18 protein-coding genes are annotated in these 17,911 nt (G+C 38.4%); all 18 read right to left on the bottom strand.

Annotated features, from left to right (window positions below; all coding sequences use genetic code 11):
• Positions 1-33: 33 nt before the first annotated feature.
• On the bottom strand, positions 34-1,134 hold the full coding sequence (locus ABC228_RS08935; protein WP_345824774.1) for a mandelate racemase/muconate lactonizing enzyme family protein: 1,101 nt from the start codon (positions 1,132-1,134) through the stop codon (positions 34-36).
• Positions 1,131-2,054, bottom strand: coding sequence for a S66 peptidase family protein (locus tag ABC228_RS08930; RefSeq protein WP_345824773.1), 924 nt, complete (start codon positions 2,052-2,054; stop codon positions 1,131-1,133). Before ABC228_RS08930 ends, ABC228_RS08935 begins: the two co-directional genes overlap by 4 nt.
• Positions 2,055-2,289: 235 nt before the next feature.
• On the bottom strand, positions 2,290-3,954 hold the full coding sequence (locus tag ABC228_RS08925) for a peptide ABC transporter substrate-binding protein (RefSeq protein WP_345824772.1): 1,665 nt from the start codon (positions 3,952-3,954) through the stop codon (positions 2,290-2,292).
• A 17-nt stretch (positions 3,955-3,971) separates the two neighbouring features.
• Positions 3,972-4,973 carry an ABC transporter ATP-binding protein gene (locus ABC228_RS08920; RefSeq protein ID WP_345824771.1) on the bottom strand — a complete coding sequence of 334 codons (1,002 nt, stop codon included), beginning with the start codon at positions 4,971-4,973 and terminating at the stop codon, positions 3,972-3,974.
• 9 nt (positions 4,974-4,982) lie between these two features.
• A complete protein-coding gene (locus ABC228_RS08915) occupies positions 4,983-5,936 on the bottom strand; it encodes an ABC transporter permease (protein ID WP_345824770.1) in 954 nt (317 codons plus the stop codon).
• Between the two features lies 1 nt (position 5,937).
• Positions 5,938-6,870 carry an ABC transporter permease gene (locus ABC228_RS08910; RefSeq protein ID WP_345824769.1) on the bottom strand — a complete coding sequence of 311 codons (933 nt, stop codon included), beginning with the start codon at positions 6,868-6,870 and terminating at the stop codon, positions 5,938-5,940.
• 121 nt (positions 6,871-6,991) lie between these two features.
• A complete protein-coding gene (locus tag ABC228_RS08905; RefSeq protein ID WP_345824768.1) occupies positions 6,992-7,801 on the bottom strand; it encodes a serine hydrolase in 810 nt (269 codons plus the stop codon).
• Between the two features lie 24 nt (positions 7,802-7,825).
• On the bottom strand, positions 7,826-8,650 hold the full coding sequence (locus tag ABC228_RS08900; protein ID WP_345824767.1) for a M55 family metallopeptidase: 825 nt from the start codon (positions 8,648-8,650) through the stop codon (positions 7,826-7,828).
• Between the two features lie 680 nt (positions 8,651-9,330).
• The gene (gene murA, locus ABC228_RS08895; RefSeq protein ID WP_345824766.1) at positions 9,331-10,641 is read right to left on the bottom strand and encodes a UDP-N-acetylglucosamine 1-carboxyvinyltransferase; all 1,311 of its coding nucleotides are present in this window, start codon (positions 10,639-10,641) and stop codon (positions 9,331-9,333) included.
• A 34-nt stretch (positions 10,642-10,675) separates the two neighbouring features.
• Complete coding sequence (locus ABC228_RS08890) at positions 10,676-11,389, bottom strand: YwmB family TATA-box binding protein (RefSeq protein ID WP_345824765.1); 714 nt, start codon at positions 11,387-11,389, stop codon at positions 10,676-10,678.
• A 99-nt stretch (positions 11,390-11,488) separates the two neighbouring features.
• The gene (locus tag ABC228_RS08885) at positions 11,489-11,722 is read right to left on the bottom strand and encodes a DUF1146 family protein (protein ID WP_345824764.1); all 234 of its coding nucleotides are present in this window, start codon (positions 11,720-11,722) and stop codon (positions 11,489-11,491) included.
• 378 nt (positions 11,723-12,100) lie between these two features.
• Positions 12,101-12,499 (bottom strand): F0F1 ATP synthase subunit epsilon, encoded by a 399-nt coding sequence (locus tag ABC228_RS08880; protein ID WP_345824763.1) that lies wholly within the window; start codon positions 12,497-12,499, stop codon positions 12,101-12,103.
• 72 nt (positions 12,500-12,571) lie between these two features.
• Entirely contained in the window at positions 12,572-13,984 is a 1,413-nt protein-coding gene (gene atpD / locus ABC228_RS08875) for a F0F1 ATP synthase subunit beta (protein ID WP_345824762.1), read from the bottom strand.
• 31 nt (positions 13,985-14,015) lie between these two features.
• Positions 14,016-14,870, bottom strand: coding sequence for an ATP synthase F1 subunit gamma (atpG, locus tag ABC228_RS08870; RefSeq protein ID WP_345824761.1), 855 nt, complete (start codon positions 14,868-14,870; stop codon positions 14,016-14,018).
• A gap of 96 nt (positions 14,871-14,966) precedes the next feature.
• Positions 14,967-16,478, bottom strand: a complete 1,512-nt coding sequence (gene atpA / locus ABC228_RS08865) for a F0F1 ATP synthase subunit alpha (RefSeq protein WP_345824760.1) — start codon at positions 16,476-16,478, stop codon at positions 14,967-14,969.
• Positions 16,479-16,496: 18 nt separating this feature from the next.
• A complete protein-coding gene (locus tag ABC228_RS08860; RefSeq protein WP_345824759.1) occupies positions 16,497-17,042 on the bottom strand; it encodes a F0F1 ATP synthase subunit delta in 546 nt (181 codons plus the stop codon).
• Positions 17,039-17,554: a F0F1 ATP synthase subunit B gene (gene atpF / locus ABC228_RS08855; protein WP_345824758.1), complete on the bottom strand. Its 516-nt coding sequence runs from the start codon at positions 17,552-17,554 to the stop codon at positions 17,039-17,041. The genes ABC228_RS08860 and atpF overlap by 4 nt, the downstream gene beginning before the upstream one ends.
• Before the next feature lie 125 nt (positions 17,555-17,679).
• Positions 17,680-17,898 (bottom strand): F0F1 ATP synthase subunit C, encoded by a 219-nt coding sequence (gene atpE, locus ABC228_RS08850; protein ID WP_345824757.1) that lies wholly within the window; start codon positions 17,896-17,898, stop codon positions 17,680-17,682.
• Between the last annotated feature and the right edge of the window lie 13 nt (positions 17,899-17,911).

The following is a 17,911-nucleotide window of genomic DNA, read 5'->3' as shown; positions in this document are numbered from 1 at the left end:
CTGCTCCTTTCAAGTTTGATACGATTTTATTACTCACGATTCTTTAACTACATATTCCTCATTCAAGCCCCGAATTCCTAGGCCTTTATTCTGTCCTAATTCTATTAAACTCTTATGATAGGTAACGCCACCCTCTATTAAGTCTCCTGCTAACATCAGTGGAGCATCAAAATCATAGTATTTGACATTGGGCTGGCTCGCTGCAAAATGCGCTGCAGCTGTGATACCGATTTTAGATTCAATCATGCTGCCTACCATACATGTAACACCATAAATATTTGCGAGTGTTGCTATTTTCAATGCTTCATGAATTCCTCCTGCTTTCATCAGTTTAATATTGATTAGATCTGCTGCGCCTAATTCCAATACTCTTCTAGCATCATTTGAAGAGAATATTGATTCATCAGCCATGATTGGAATAGTAGTGTTGTCTGTAACATATTTCAGTCCCTTCAAATTAGAGGCTTTCACTGGTTGTTCTATAAACTCAATCTTCAAACCTAAATCTTCCATTTTTCCAATTGCTTTTACCGCTTGCTTGGCATCCCAGCCTTGATTTGCATCAAGACGAATCATAATGTTGGGACCTACTTGTTCTTGAATGGCGTGAATTCGTTTAATATCTTTATCAATATGATCCTTTCCAACCTTTGCTTTTAAAATTGTAAACCCGTCATTTACGTAGTTACTTGCGTCTGAAGCCATTTCCGCTGGACTATTCACACTGACTGTATAATCTGTGTGAAGCTGATGATGATATCCACCTAAAAACTGTGCAAGACTACTATTATAGTGTTGAGCAATACAGTCATAGATTGCCATATCTATTGCTGCCTTCGCACTTGTATTGCCAACCACAGAACCATGAATTACTTCAAATATTGCCTCACGATCAAGGCATGATTTCCCAATTAAAACAGGCTTCAATATTTCAGTTAGCGTATAGTCAATGCTAGCCAATGAGTCACCTGTAATAACATGGGTTGGTGGTGCTTCACCCCACCCGATAATATCGTTATCACAGGTTACTTTTACCACAATAGCCTCCGCAATTGTTACGGTACGAAGTGCTGTTTTAAATGCTTTTTTTAATGGGACTGCTGTATGAAATGTTTCAATTTGCTTAATTCTCATGTATTAGCCACCCCCGGAGAAATCAATAGGTTTTTTTTATATGTATTAATGGTCGCATGAACACCAAGTGGAATTGCAAAATGAGGAAAACAATGACCAATTTTAAATCCAGACATAACAGGGCATGTTAAGCATCCAAAATAATCCAGAAATACGTCATATAATGTTAAAGAAGGCAGCTTTTTAGGCTCTGAATTGGCAAAATCACCAATCACAATTCCTGCCACTTGATCTAGCTTACCAGCTTGTTTCAATTGATTTAGCATTGCATCAACTCGATATGGCACTTCATCAATGTCTTCGATTAATAAAATATTGTGTTCTGTATCAATCTCATATTCCGTTCCCAACGTATTAACAATTAAAGAAAGATTACCACCGACAATCTGACCAGTAGCTTTCCCTTCCACTAATACATCAAGGTTGGAAATAGCTTCCGTATAGTATAGCTCTGTCGGGTAAAATAATTGCTGAAACATACTCGCTGATAGATTATCAAATTTAGAATCTGCTACATCCGATGAAAGCATCGGACCATGGAAGGTAACAAGCCCAGTTTTATTTCGTATTGCAGTATGTAAAAAGGTAATATCACTATAGCCCCAAATAATCTTGGGATTACGAGCAATTAAGTCATAATTGATTGAATCTAGTAATCTACCAGTTCCATAACCACCACGTGCACAAATAATTGCTTTTATCGCTTCATCACCAATCATCTCATGGAAATCAGCAAGGCGTTCTTCATCCGTTCCAGCTAAATATCCATGTACACAATCAATATGCTTTCCCAATTTCACACGCAGGCCTATGCTTTCAAAAAAAGGAATTGCTGTTAAGAGGCGTTTTATATCTGGAGGACTTGCAGGGGCAATCACACCAATTGTATCTCCATTTTGTAAGGGCTCTGGCAATATCATTTGTGTTCCTTCCTTCCTTAATAGGTCTATGATGAAAAAGGAGCGGCCCATAATAAGTTTAGTATGAGCCATTCCTTTTCTAGTTAGCTGCTACTCGCCGAAATAATAATTGGAAATAACGAATTATTGTTCCTTTCACCGAATTATCCAGAGTTTTGCCGTATCACACTCCACTTAGTCCGAATAATCCTTCCATATCACCGAAATCGGTATTGTTCGGTTAACAATAAATTTGTTATTTCTTATCTGCATATTTTAGATCAAAGTATCCAACTGGATGACGTAAAATTCCTTCCACACCATCCGCTTCCAAAACGACCGTATTATAATAGCGAATCGGTGTTGCAATCATTTCCTCTGCTAGCATTTTCTCAGCCTCATACAAGTATTCCCAGCGCTTTTCATCGTCGGTTTCTGATTTACCTTTTGCAATTAAATCATCATATGCATCACTTGCAAACCCAGTACGATTCATATAAGAATCCGTGATGAAGCTTTCGAGGAAGTTAACTGGATCATTGTAATCATTGATAAATGAGCTACGAGACATTTGTAGCTCTAAATTTTGTTGTGCTTCTACAAAGACGCCCCACTCCATATTTTCTAGTTTTACTTCAATACCTAGATGTTCTTGGAACATACTTTGTAATGCTTCGGCTACTGCTTTATTCGTATCACTAGTGTTATAGGTTAACGTGATTTCTGGTAACTCATCATAGCCTTCTTCTGCCATACCATCTTCTAAATATTGCTTCGCAAGTTCCGGATCAAACGATACTAAATCACCATTAGCATCGCGGAAATCAGCACCTGTTGGGCTAGTAAATCCTGGAGAAATGTAGCCATATGCAGGTTCTACACCATTTTTCACAACAAACTCCGCAATATCTGCACGATTAATCGCATAGGCAAATGCTTTACGAATATTTTCATTCTGGAATGGTTCCGTTGTTACATTAAAACGATAGAATTCTAGTCCGCCATAAGGGCCGATAAATACATTATCACCATCAATGAGCTGGTCAGACATTTCTGGTGGGATACTAGCAGTATCTAATTCGCCGCTTTCAAACATTTGATATTGTGTGTTCGTATCATTTACCATGGCGAAGTGTACCTTATCAAGCTTGACCGTACTTGCATCCCAATAGTTTTCATTTTTTACAAATACCATTTCCACATCATGTTCCCATGACTCAAGTTTATATGGACCGTTACCCACGAAACTATCAGCTTCTGCATGCCAGTTTGGATTTTCTTGTGCTACTTTATGATTGATTGGGAAGAATGCTGGATTCGTTAACACATCTAAGAAGAATCCTGTCGGTGCAGCTAATGTGACCTCTAGTGTTTTTTCATCAACCGCTTTTACTCCTACATCGTCAACAGAGCCTGCCCCACTATTGTATGCTTCAGCACCTTCGATAAAATAACCTAGAAAGGCAGCAGGTGATGCAGTTTCAGGATCTAACATATACTTCCAAGCATAAACAAAATCTTCTGCTACGACTGGGTCACCATTGGACCATTTCGCATCTTCACGAAGATGAAATGTGTACGTCAACCCATCTTCAGAAATATCCCATGTTTCAGCTGCTCCTGGGCCAGCTCGATGGTCTTTGTCCAAACGAGTTAAGCCTTCCATTAAGTTATTCAATGGATCCCAAGAAACAGCGTCAAAACCGATTGATGGATCTAGTGATGTCGGTTCAATCCCATTATTTAATCGAAGAACTTTTTCACCAGTGCCTCCATCATCTATTGATTCACCATTTCCCTCTTCTCCCCCTTGCTCCTCCGTTTTTTCATCTGGATCTTTCCCTGCACTTTCATTAGCAGTACAAGCAGCTAAGAAAAATACGATTAGGACAGCCATCAGTAAAAAGAGAAGTTTTCTCATCCTTTTTCCCCCTCACGTTATTTTGTGACCGTTGTGGCCAAGAGTTGTTTTGCCCGTTCATCCTTCAACCAACAATTCACGGTGTGTGAATCACTAATTTTTGAAGAATCCGGGTAAACTTTATTACACACCTCCATCGCAAATGGACATCTTGGTGTAAATGGACATCCTTGAGGAGGCGAGAATAAATCTGGTGGTGTACCATCAATTGGTTTTAATTTTCCCTTTACATCTAATCGTGGAACGGAATTTAATAAACCCTTTGTATATGGATGTTGTGGATCGTAGAAGATCTCACGCTTAGTACCAATTTCAATTATTTTTCCGGCATACATAACAGCAATCCGGTCTGCAATCTTTGCGACGACTCCTAAATCATGCGTGATCAATACGATGGAAACTCCAGTAGCTTCTTGAATCTTTTCAAATAACTCAAGTATTTGTGCTTGTATCGTTACATCAAGTGCTGTTGTTGGTTCATCCGCAATTAATAGCTCCGGTTCACAGATAAGTGCCATTGCAATGACAATACGCTGACGCATCCCACCACTGAATTGATGTGGATACTGCTTCATTCTTTCCACCGGATTGGGGATACCTACTAAATTCAACATTTCCAGTGCTCTTTTTCTAGCTTCACTTGCGTCTATTTTCCGATGCTGCTTTAACCCTTCTATAAGCTGAGTGCCTATTGTCAATGTAGGATTTAAAGCAGTCATGGGATCCTGAAAAATCATGGAAATATCGACACCACGAATAGCGCGCATCTTTTTTTCAGATAGCGTTGTTAAATCCTGATTCTTAAACAAAATGGTTCCATTTGAAATTTTTCCAGGTGGATTCGGAATTAATCGCATAATGGCATTTGATGTGACGCTTTTTCCACAGCCAGACTCTCCGACAATTGCAAGTGTTTCCCCTTTATTCAAATGGAAGTTCACACCTCGAACAGCTTTTACGGTGCCGCCATAGGTTTTAAAGGTAACGTGAAGATTTTTAACTTCTAAAATTTTTTCCACTTTAAGCACCTACTTCCTTAATTTCGGATCTAGTGCATCTTGTAATCCATCGCCTAAAACGTTAAAAGCAAACATCGTAAATGAAATAAAAAATGCAGGGAAAAACAATGTCCACCAATATCCTGAAAGAATTGCACCTAATGAGTCACTCGCCATGACACCCCAGCTCGCAAAAGGTGCCTGTATCCCTAGCCCAATAAAGCTTAAAAATGCTTCCGCAAATATTGCGGATGGAACAGTAAGCGTCATTTGAACGATTATGGGACCCATCGTATTGGGTAATAGGTTACGCCGAATAATGCGTGGTGTTTTCGTTCCAAATGACTTAGAGGCAAGGACATACTCATAATTTTTAATTTGCATGACCTGCCCACGCACAATTCTGGCCATTCCGACCCATCCTGTTACGGTTAGTGCTACAATAATCGTGGATAAACTCGGCCCCAATACTACTAGCAAAAGAATGACAACTAATAGATACGGTAATCCGTATAAAATTTCAATAATTCGCATCATGATATTATCGGTACGTCCACCTTTATAGCCAGAAATACCTCCCCAAATGATTCCAACGGTTACGTCAATTAATGCCGCCATAAAACCAACAAATAATGAAATTCTGGCTCCATACCAGGTTCGTGTAAATACATCACGTCCAAGGTTATCCGTACCAAACCAGTGATCGGCAGAAGGTGGTTTATACTGATTGGATAATTCCCCTGTATTTACTTCATATGGCGATACCATCGGACCAAAAATTGCCATCATGATTAGTAGAATTAAAAAGACTAATCCTAGCATTGCTAATTTATTTTTAACTAGTCGCCTCCATGCATCCTTCCAATAGGACAATGAAGGTCTGGAAACTAACTCTTGTTCATAGGAATCCTTTTTGCGCCATGTGAACCACTCATCTGGTACATTCTTTTTCGTTAGATGTTGGGGATTTTGATTGGACTTCATGTTATTCCCCTTCCTTCTTGTTCAATTTAATCCTTGGATCGAGTATTCCATATGCGATATCTACTAAGAAAAGCATCATAATTAAAAATGCACTATAAAATACGGTAGTACCCATGATGACAGGATAGTCTCGACTATTAATACTTTCAACAAAGTATTTTCCCATACCAGGAATAGCAAAGATTTGCTCGATAACAAAAGTACCAGTCAAGATTCCTGCTAAAAGCGTACCCATAATGGTTACGACTGGCATTAAGGCATTGCGAAGGGCGTGTTTGATAATAATCTTCCAGGGGGCTAGCCCTTTTGCACGAGCCATTTTAATATAATCCTGTGTTAACACCTCTAGCATGGTTGACCTTGTAAGTCTCGCAATAATTGCCATAGGCCCGGTTGCTAATGCGAGTACTGGTAACACCATATGTTTTGGGCTCGACCATGTCGCAACTGGAAACCATTCTAAATTAACAGCAAGCTGCTGAATCAATAATGTAGCCAATATAAAGTTCGGGATGGAAATACCAAGTACTGCTAACCCCATAGCTAAATAATCAATGATGCCATTATGTCTAAGGGCTGCAAGAACTCCGAGTGTTACACCTGAAATAACTGCAACTATTATCGTTACAATCCCGAGCTCAAATGAAATGGGAAATCCTCTGCCTAGTAAATCATTCACGGTCTGATTTGGTTGTTTAATAGATGGACCAAATTCTAATGTTACAATCGATTTCAAATATAGTAGATACTGAATATGATAAGGTTCATCAAGATTGTAATGTTTTTCCAAATTTTGCTGGACAATTTCATTTGAATTTTGCTCACTATTAAATGGTGATCCAGGCACCGAAACCATGAGTACAAATGTTAATGTGATAATAATCCACAACGTAATAACCATAATTAAAAGTCTCTTTAATACATATCGAAGCATTGCCTCCAACTCCTGTATCCATTACGCATTTGCGCAAATAATATAGATATGCTTTTGAGATAAGCTATGATTCATTTAAAATAATTATTCAATAAAACTTTTTATGGAATAAAATCCCATATCAAGATTCATTCTCTAAATATCGATAGATTTCAAGTCCAATATTACCGAACTGTTCTAATGATTTTATATCATCCAAGCCCATTGAAAGTATGGAAGCAATTAGCTTTCTTTTTCCTACATAGAAAATGCCGACATCATGACGAAAACCTGGAATATAGCCAGTTTTATGTGCAATTTCCCATCGTTTTAGCTCACCTATCAATCCCTCATGCTGCTCTGGTAATTGACTTGGTAATGTATGATTAATTTGTTGTTTTTTCATGATTAATATCATCTGTTCACAGGCATGGATGGAGATTATTTGTCCTGTCACTAACTTTCTTAACAAACTGTAAACCTCGAAGGCTGAAATTTCATTAGCCCCTACACGATCTACGGAAACGGTCATCATCTTGTGGAAAAACTTACTTTTTTCCATACCAATATCGACCATAATTTGCTGAATCTTTTTGGCACCTATTAAATCAATTAGCATATTGGTTGCTGTGTTATCACTTTGAATAATCATTAGGGTTACTAAATCGTATATTGTGAATTGGGTTCCTGGTGTCATATGTTGAAGGACACCCGCTCCCCCAACAATCGCTTCACGTTTCAACATCACTTTATCACTTAAGGTTATTTCATCATGATGACTAGCATGAAAGACTGCAATCATTATAGGTAGCTTGATGACACTAGCAGCATAGATTAACGCATGCTCATTCATCTTCCAAGTTTCTTTTGTATCAAGATCCTCTAACACAATTCCCCATGTACCACCTGCGTGTGTTGTTATAGCTTCAATCTTTTCAGTGAGTACCTTCATCTTTATACACCCCTAGTTAATTAGTTAGGCATACTTCGTATTCAAAGCAAGCTCAATCATCACTAATAATGCGCGGTACGCCTCTAGGATATCTTTTGCCTCAAACTTCACAATTGTAGTACCTGGAATGATCTCTGTACCGGGCATTAAACTCGCCCACTCTGCATTTCCATAATTGGTAAATTCGATTTTTAATGTTGGATTAGAAGGAGGATTTAAAGGCTTTACGTGATGACGGTTTTCTATGGCCTGGCTCACTTTCGCTTGTAATAATTCACCCGCTTTTTTTGGTGTTAAACTTTTGGTTGCCGATCGAGATATAGCTTCTTTTACAATTGCCGTAGTTACATTTGGTATGAGGCTCTCTGCCTCTTTTGCCGTTTCATCATCGCCCGATACTAGTAAAACAGGTACCCCATAATAGCCCGCAATCATGGCATTCATACCTAATTCGCCCACTTGCAAATCGTTAATATAAAAATTACGTACCGAATGAATCATGGAATGCGACATCACTCCAGGCATTCCAGCCCTAGAATGGTACCCAATAAACATTGCCCCATTAAAACTGCTATCAAGCCCTTGCATCATGGAATAGGTTTTTACATCACCGGTTATTAACTGTGCTTCTGGATGAAGCTGGTCAATTAATATATTATTCATCTTCGAGTGACTATCATTTACCAGCACTTCCTTACAACCAGATTGAAATGCAGTATTAACAACATAGTTCGTTTCATCTGTCATGATTTTTCGAGCCCGCTCATAGTTCTGTTCTGAAGCACTAACATACGTGTAGTCAGGCAATCCAGTTATTCCTTCCATATCAACTGAAAGATAGAGTTTCATAACATGTCCCCTTTGTGGTTTTTATTAAATTATATGTATTGGATGTTTAATACATGAGTGGTTGTTATGTAAGTATATGTATTGATAAGATAATGATTTTGGCAGTCTGTGCCGTAATATTGAGGAGGATTTGAAGATAAGTAATAAGTAAGTACTGGAATACAACTACCAAACTAGGATGCTGCTTTTTGAACCGGTATTTTGGTACTATGGTATCTATTGATTTATATCAATGCGAGATAATTTATAGTTTTAGTATATTCTGCGATAGATTGTAGGACTTTGCAGTAATTGTCGAAGTTTATTAAATGGAGAATGGTGGATGCTATTATTATGTATTGCTATAGCGTTTTTCTTGAGTGGAATGGGTTGGTACTAGTGTTTCGGCCTCTTGAAACAGGCATGAGGACTTGTCTCATGTACTTTTCACCACGGTTTTCACTCTCAAAACAGACTTGACAGCCTCTCTCATACTCTTTTCACCGCAATCTTTACCCAAAAACAGGCATGAGGGCCTCTCTCCCCCGCTTTTCACTACGATGTCACTCTCAAAACAGGCATGAGAACATGGATCAGCAGTATGAAACCACTAGTTAACAAACTATGCTGTTTAACTACAAAAAAAAGTGAAGCATCGACACAATGCTTCACTTTAATATACATGTAAGACATATTAATTTTTACGATAGTTCTGCGACATAGCTAACTTCTAAAGGATCAACAACATCGCCATTTTCATTAACTCGCTCAATATCTGCTCCTAAGCTTGCTAATTTTCCAGCAAAGTTTACATAGCCACGGTCTAGGTGCTTTAATTCTGTTACTCTCGTTAATCCATCAGCTCGAAGCCCAGCAAGAATCAATGCAGCTGCTGCACGTAAATCTGTTGCAGCTACTTCTGCACCTTGTAATTCAGATGGTCCATCAATAATGACGCTTCGGCCTTCTATTTTCATTTTTGCATTCATACGACGAAATTCTTCTACGTGCATAAAGCGGTTTTCAAATACCGTTTCTGTAATGACACTAGTTCCGTGAGCGCAGAGCATTAGGGCCATCATTTGTGATTGCATATCTGTAGGATAACCTGGATGTGGTAGTGTTTTAATATCCGTAGCTTTTAGTGCATCTGGACCAATTACACGAATACCATTTCCTTCTTCAAGAATTGTTACACCCATTTCTTCTAACTTCGAGATAACCGGTCGTAAGTGCTCACTTACAGCATTTTCGATTAATATATTTCCACCAGTAATTGCTGCAGCAACCATAAAAGTTCCAGTCTCTATACGATCTGGAATAATAGAATGCTCTGTACCATGTAGTGTTTCAACTCCATCAATACGAATGGTTTCTGTACCTGCACCTACAACCCTTGCACCCATTTTATTTAAAAAGTTTGCTAGATCTACTATTTCTGGTTCTTTTGCACAATTTTCGATAACTGTTCTTCCTTCAGCAAGAGCAGCAGCCATCATAATATTTTCTGTTGCACCAACGCTTGGTACATCTAAATAAATTTTTGCACCTTTTAGTCTACCTTCAACATGAGCCTCTACAAAGCCATTTCCAACATGAACTGTAGCTCCCATTGCTTCAAAGCCCTTTAAATGCAAATCGATCGGACGCGATCCTATTGCACAACCACCAGGCATTGCAACATTTGCATGCCCATAACGAGCAAGTAGTGGACCCAAAACAAGAACGGAGGCACGCATTTTTCGAACATACTCAAATGGCGCTTCCGTTATTAATTCCTTTGAAGCATCAATTACAACTGTATTATTATTAAAATCAACATCTGCATTCATATTACGTAACACTTCATTAATTGTATAAACATCAGCTAGAACTGGGACGTCGTGAATAACATTTCTCCCTTCACTAGCAAGAATACTCGCAGCAATTACAGGTAGGACTGCGTTCTTTGCACCCTCTACGTGCACGTTACCATTCAATTGCTGTCCGCCTCTTACGATGATTTTATCCATATTCCAAATCTCCTTCAGATCCATTTTCCCTATATTAATATTCATTTATTAGGATAGGTGTTCCAATTATGTATTGGACATCACCACTGCCAATATGTTTCGTGACTAATTGTACATTTACTGGCTTATCCTGAATGGTAATTTTATTTCCCCATAAAGAGGTATACCCATATATAATTTCTAAGTTTTGTGTCGAATTTATAGTGTCTTTTTGTGTATTTTTATGTCTTATTTTAAGCTTTTCAGTAAAATTCTCTACTATATTTTCCTTTTCAATTATAGCACTAGCCTTTGTCGACATACAAGAGAATATTTTAACATCTTCTGTAAAAAATTTGCTAGTTAATGAATGCAATGTTTCAAGATAGGTAGATTTGATACTTTGATTCCAGCTGTCACTTTGAATACTTACGATAAACTCTGGTTGGTACTGCTTGTTCTTTGGAAATACTGCACTATACTCTACGTTTATATTACCCGATTTGTGTGTGTCTCTAACTAAATAAATTTTACTGTTTTTATTTTCTTCTATTGTGACTGAATAACTGCTTCGAAGAACTCGTACGATTTCTTCTAGTTTTGAAAGATTCATATGTTCTTTAACGGTTACTTCCCAGTTATTCACTTCTAATTTATTTTCCATTACGAATGAAGCCATTTCGATCAACTCATTCGTTTGTCTCTCTTTAGCAGTAACGGTATTCGTAAATAATAAGACCATTAAACTAATTAATACAATGCGTTTCATAAAAATATCCCCCTTGTTCTACTTTTATCCAGTATGAACAAGAGGGATTCATAACATACATATATTTTGATAGATTACTAGTTTAACCATTTTTTGTCTTTATTGAAGAAGGTAAACTAGGTCCTGTGACCATTGTAGAAATTCAAGAAAGAATCTACTTACACTCGTTCCAATGACAATTGTGAGAAATAATACTAAAATCTTTGCTTCTGTACCTCGTCCTTTTCGAATTAATGGTTCAAAATTGATTGTTTGCATTAATCGCCACGTAATATAAATGAATATAATGTGAGAAATAATACTCATTATTGCTACTTGTCCAATTGATAACATATTAACCACCTTATATGAATATTTTTGTTCTATTTGTACTCTGCCATTCAATACGATAGATGTCAACTGTCGTGTAAAACATGGATCAACTTCGACAATAGTTAAGATAATGTAACTATTATTGCATTTCCCGGGAAATATCGACATCCATGGAGAAGTTTGTTTAATTTCCCTGAAGTAATATTTTCCATTTGAAAATAATATGTAATCCAAGCTTGGAATATTGTAATAAGGATTATGTCTATGTATCTTCATGAGCAGCTTCTTTAATTGTGAGCTGAAAACAATTTCCTTACTAGATATCAGTTAGTCGTTTGAGTATTGGTAATTCAATTAAAAAATCTCCCGTACCATAGGATACGGGAGATTTTTACATATTTATCTTTGAGCAATATCTAATCGATTGACTGCTCTTCTGAGTGCTAATTCTGCCCTAATTCGATCGATATGATCTTCGTTTGATTGAAGACGGCCTTCAGCACGTTGTTTTGCTGCTTCCGCACGTGCGACATCGATTTCTGAAGGTTTTTCTGCAGATTGTGCAAGTATAGTTACTTTATCTGGACGAACCTCCAAAAATCCACCGTTAATGGCTAGCTTATCTTCACTTGAATCACGCTTTAAACGAACAGCGCTTATTGCAAGTGGAGCAACCAATGGAATATGCCCTGGTAAAATACCGAGTTCACCATTTTCTGCTTTACAGCTAACCATTTCATACGTATCTTCTAATACAGGGCCATCAGGAGTAACAACACTCACAGTTAGTGTTTTCAATGTAACCCCTCCTTAGACTGGCTAGAAGGTAATAAAGGACGAGTCTTTATCCAAAAGCCAATAGTCTACTTATTATTCCATGCTTTTAGCTTTTTCTACTACTTCTTCAATACGACCAACTAGACGGAATGCGTCTTCTGGAAGATCATCGTATTTCCCTTCAAGAATCTCTTTGAAACCTTGTACAGTTTCTTTTACTGGTACATAAGATCCTGGTTGACCAGTAAATTGCTCTGCAACGTGGAAGTTTTGAGATAGGAAGAACTGGATACGACGTGCACGAGCTACTGTTAATTTATCTTCATCAGATAATTCATCCATACCTAGAATCGCAATGATATCTTGTAATTCACGGTATTTTTGAAGTGTAGCCTGTACTTCACGTGCTACTTCGTAATGTTCTGCTCCAACGATTTCAGGGTCTAAAGCACGAGATGTAGATGCTAATGGATCCACCGCAGGGTAGATACCTTGCTCAGATAGTTTACGGTCTAAGTTTGTAGTCGCATCTAAGTGAGCGAATGTTGTAGCAGGTGCTGGATCCGTATAGTCATCGGCAGGTACATAAATCGCTTGGATTGATGTAACGGAACCTTTATTAGTTGATGTAATACGTTCCTGTAATTGCCCCATCTCAGTAGCAAGTGTAGGCTGGTAACCTACGGCAGATGGCATACGGCCTAATAGGGCTGATACCTCTGAACCTGCTTGTGTGAAACGGAAAATATTATCGATGAATAATAGCACGTCTGCGCCTTTTTCATCACGGAAGTATTCTGCCATTGTAAGTCCTGTTAATGCAACACGCATACGTGCTCCAGGTGGCTCGTTCATCTGACCGAATACCATCGCAGTTTTAGCAATTACACCAGAGTCCTTCATTTCGTAGTATAGGTCGTTCCCTTCACGAGTACGTTCTCCTACACCAGCAAATACAGAAATACCACCGTGCTCTTGTGCGATGTTATTGATTAACTCCTGGATTAATACGGTTTTACCTACACCGGCTCCACCGAATAAACCGATTTTACCACCTTTAATATATGGTGCTAAAAGGTCAACGACTTTGATTCCTGTTTCAAGAATCTCCGTTTCTGTTGATAGTTCTTCAAATTTAGGAGCTTGACGGTGGATTGGGTCTAGACGAATATCACTTGCTAGTTCTTCATCCAAGTCAATTTTTTCTCCTAATACGTTAAATACACGTCCTAATGTAACGTCACCAACTGGTACAGAAATCGGTCTACCTAAGTTTTCCACTTCCATGCCACGTTTTACACCATCTGTTGATGCCATCGCAATCGTACGTACTGAATTGTCACCAAGATGAAGTGCAACCTCAAGTGTTAACGTTCCACTATTTTTTGATTCATCGTTTGTGTCAAGATTCACAGTTAATGCGTTATAGATTTCAGGAAGCTGGCCGTCTTCGAATCTAACGTCAACGACTGGTCCCATTACTTGAGTAACGCGTCCTTTGCTCATCGATTTCCCTCCTAACTTACTTTCATCACTTCTATTCTAAAGCGCTCGCTCCGCCGACAATCTCTGTGATTTCCTGTGTGATTGCTGCTTGGCGTGCACGGTTATAGGACAAGCTTAAATCATCAATTAAATCAGATGCATTATCACTTGCACTACGCATAGCTGTCATACGTGCAGCATGCTCACTTGCTTTTGCATCTAGTAGCGCACCGTAAATAAGACTTTCAGCATACTGTGGTAGAAGTACAGCTAGAATCTGTTCTTCTCCTGGCTCATATTCATACTGGCTACTTGATCCAGAACTTTCCATATTCTCAATTGGTAATAACTGATTCGTTGTTACAACTTGAGATATTGCACTTACGTAATGATTGTAAATAATTACTAATCGGTCAATTTCTCCATCACTATACATTTGTACAGTTTCAGAGGCAATCTCTTTTATCTCAGCAAATGAAGGCTGATCTGGTAGACCAATAATACTTTTTGCTACCGGAAGATTGCGCTTCTTACAGAAGTCTACAGCCATTCTTCCAATTGCAATAACGGTATATTCATCCGAAGATTGATGGTTATTTTGTATTGTTTGATTTAGATTCCGTAAAATGTTTGCATTATATCCACCTGCTAATCCACTGTCAGCAGTTATTGCGATATAACCAGTCTTTTTCACCTGACGCTTTTGAAGCATTGGATGATCTGCATCGGTTTTATTAGCAATACTTGCAACAACTTCTTGCATTTTCTCACTATAAGGTACAAATGACTTTGCATTTTGCTCCGCTTTATTCATCTTGGAAGCCGATACCATTTCCATCGCTTTGGTGATTTTTTTCATTTTTGTTGTGGAATCAATACGTTTTTTAATATCTCTAAGTGATGCCAAGCTCTTTCACCACCCTTTCATCGATGAAGTAGGTAGCATATTGCAGTGATCGATAACACAACAATATGCAAATACATACTTCATAAAAATCATCTATTATTTTTCAGAAGTTAAAAATGTTTTCTTGAATGATTCAACTGCTTCGTTCATATCGTTTGCTTCTGGAAGGTTTCCAGAGTCACGAATTATTGCTAATAATTCAGAACGGTTAGAATCTAGCCATACATTGAATTCCGATTCAAAACGAGTAATATCTTCTACTGGAATGTCATCTAAGAATCCTTTTGTTAGTGCATAGATAATCATAACCTGATATTCAACCTTTAACGGTTTATGCAATCCCTGTTTCAGTACTTCTACTGTACGTTGACCACGGTTAAGCTTCGCTTGAGTTGCTTTATCAAGGTCAGAACCAAACTGAGCAAATGCTTCTAGTTCACGGAATGAAGCTAGGTCTAGACGCAGTGTACCAGCTACCTTCTTCATCGCCTTGATTTGTGCGGAACCACCAACACGTGATACCGATAGACCTGCGTTAATCGCTGGTCGTACACCAGAGAAGAATAAATCAGATTGTAAGAAGATTTGTCCATCTGTGATGGAGATTACGTTTGTTGGAATGTATGCAGAGATATCGCCTGCTTGTGTTTCAACAAATGGAAGAGCAGTTAAAGAACCGCCACCCTTTGCATCACTTAGCTTCGCTGCACGCTCAAGTAAACGAGAGTGTAGATAGAATACATCCCCTGGGAATGCTTCACGACCTGGAGGACGACGAAGCAATAGGGAAAGCTCACGATATGCTGCCGCTTGTTTTGATAAATCATCATATACTACAAGCACGTGCTTGCCATTGTACATGAACTCTTCACCCATGGTTACACCTGTATATGGTGCTAGGTATAATAATGGTGCTGGGTCAGATGCACCAGCAGATACAACGATTGTGTAGTCTAATGCACCATAACGGCGGAATGTTTCAACTGTTCCACGAACAGTTGATTCTTTTTGACCAATTGCAACATAGATACAAATCATGTCTTGGTCTTTTTGGTTTAGAATTGTGTCAACAGCTACAGTTGTTTTACCAGTTTGACGGTCACCGATAATAAGCTCACGCTGTCCACGTCCGATTGGTACTAGTGCATCGATTGCCTTAATACCAGTTTGTAATGGCTCATGTACTGATTTACGATCCATTACACCAGGTGCAGCAGATTCGATTGGACGTGATTTTGAAGTTTCCATAGGTTTTCCACCATCAATTGGTTGTCCTAGTGGGTTAACAACACGACCAATTAGCTCCTCACCAACTGGTACTTGCATGATACGTCCTGTACGACGTACTTCATCGCCTTCTTTAATCTCCGTATAAGGGCCAAGGATTACGATCCCGACGTTAGACTCTTCCAAGTTTTGCGCCATACCCATTACACCGTTAGAAAATTCAACAAGCTCCCCAGCCATGACATTGTCAAGACCATGAGCACGTGCGATACCGTCACCAATTTCAATAACTGTTCCGACATCACTTACTTCAATATCTGAATCGAAATTTTCGATTTGCTGTTTTATCAGTTTACTGATTTCTTCAGCTTTGATGCTCATACCATTTCACCCCTATCATCAAATGTTCGCAAGTTTAATGTTTTGCTCAATACGACGTAATTTACCACTAATGGTTCCATCGTAAATGGTATTACCCATTCGAATTTTAACTCCTCCAACAATGGAAGGGTCTACTACGTTTTCAAGCTTGATCATATTCTTATTCAGACGTTTTGCAAATGAGTTTTCAAGCTCAGCCTTTTCTGCATCTGACAACTTACGAACAGAATATACTTTTCCTTGTGCAACTCCGCCTGCATCGTTTACAAGCTCGATAAATTGATCAATTATTTCAGAAGCAATATCTGTACGATGGCGTTCTACAAGAAGCTTCAATGTATTTAACACATCAATAGATACTCCTTTGAACACTTCACCCAAAAATTGTTTCTTGTTATCGTTTGTAACACGTGGATGCAATAGGAATGCATTTAATTCACTGTTCTCTTGGAGAACCTGCTTTACAACCGTCAATTCCTCAACGAATTGGTTCAGTAAAGACTTTTCAATTCCGAGTTGAAAAAGAGCATCTGCATAACGTTTGGCAACAACTGCTTCACTCATCGCTCTTCTCCTACCTCTTTAATGTATTCGTTGATCAACTTCTCTTGATCTTGTGCACTTAGTTCTTTCTCAATTACTTTACTTGCAATAAGAACAGATAAGGACGCAACTTGATCTTGAAGTGCTTGAAGCGCTTTTTCTTTTTCGTTTTGAATTTCTTGTTGTGCTGCTTTTTTGATGCGATCTGCTTCCATGCGAGCGGATTCAATAATATCTTGCTCCTGCTTCACACCAGCATTTTTTGCATCCTCTATAATCTTTTGTGCTTCTAGTTTTGTTTGCTTTAATTGCTCATTTGCTTCATTTGCTGCTTTTTCAGCCTCAAGACGGCTTTGTTCTGCAGCATCGATTTCACTCGCTACATATTCTTCACGCTTTTTCATCATGTCCATAACTGGACCCCAAGCGAATTTTCTTAAAAGTATAAGTAGAACAACAAAGAAGAATAGCTGTGTTAGCATATCTCCTGCATGAAATCCACCAAGCGCTGCGTGTATAGTGAATGCTTGCACGTAATTCACTCCTTTCAACCTGATTCATACAAATCTACATTTAATTCATAGTTTATGGTTCAAGTAAAAACAACGGCGAAGTTCTATGGAAGACAATCTTCGCCATTTTTTGTTAATTAATTCAATTAGCTACCCATTACCATTAATGCGATAACTACCGCGATAATAGGCATTGCCTCTACTAGACCAATACCGATAAACATTGTAGTTTGAAGTTGACCTTTAAGCTCAGGTTGACGAGCGATACCTTCAACTGTTTTACTAACGATTAATCCGTTACCAATACCTGCACCAAGTGCCGCTAAACCTACTGCTACTGCTGCTGCTAATGCTCCTAATGACATAATATAAAATCCT

Origin of the sequence: Ornithinibacillus xuwenensis, from assembly GCF_039614845.1 — a bacterium.
Taxonomy (GTDB): Bacteria; Bacillota; Bacilli; order Bacillales; family Amphibacillaceae; genus Ornithinibacillus; species Ornithinibacillus xuwenensis.
This window is presented reverse-complemented; position numbering and strand designations above follow the sequence as displayed.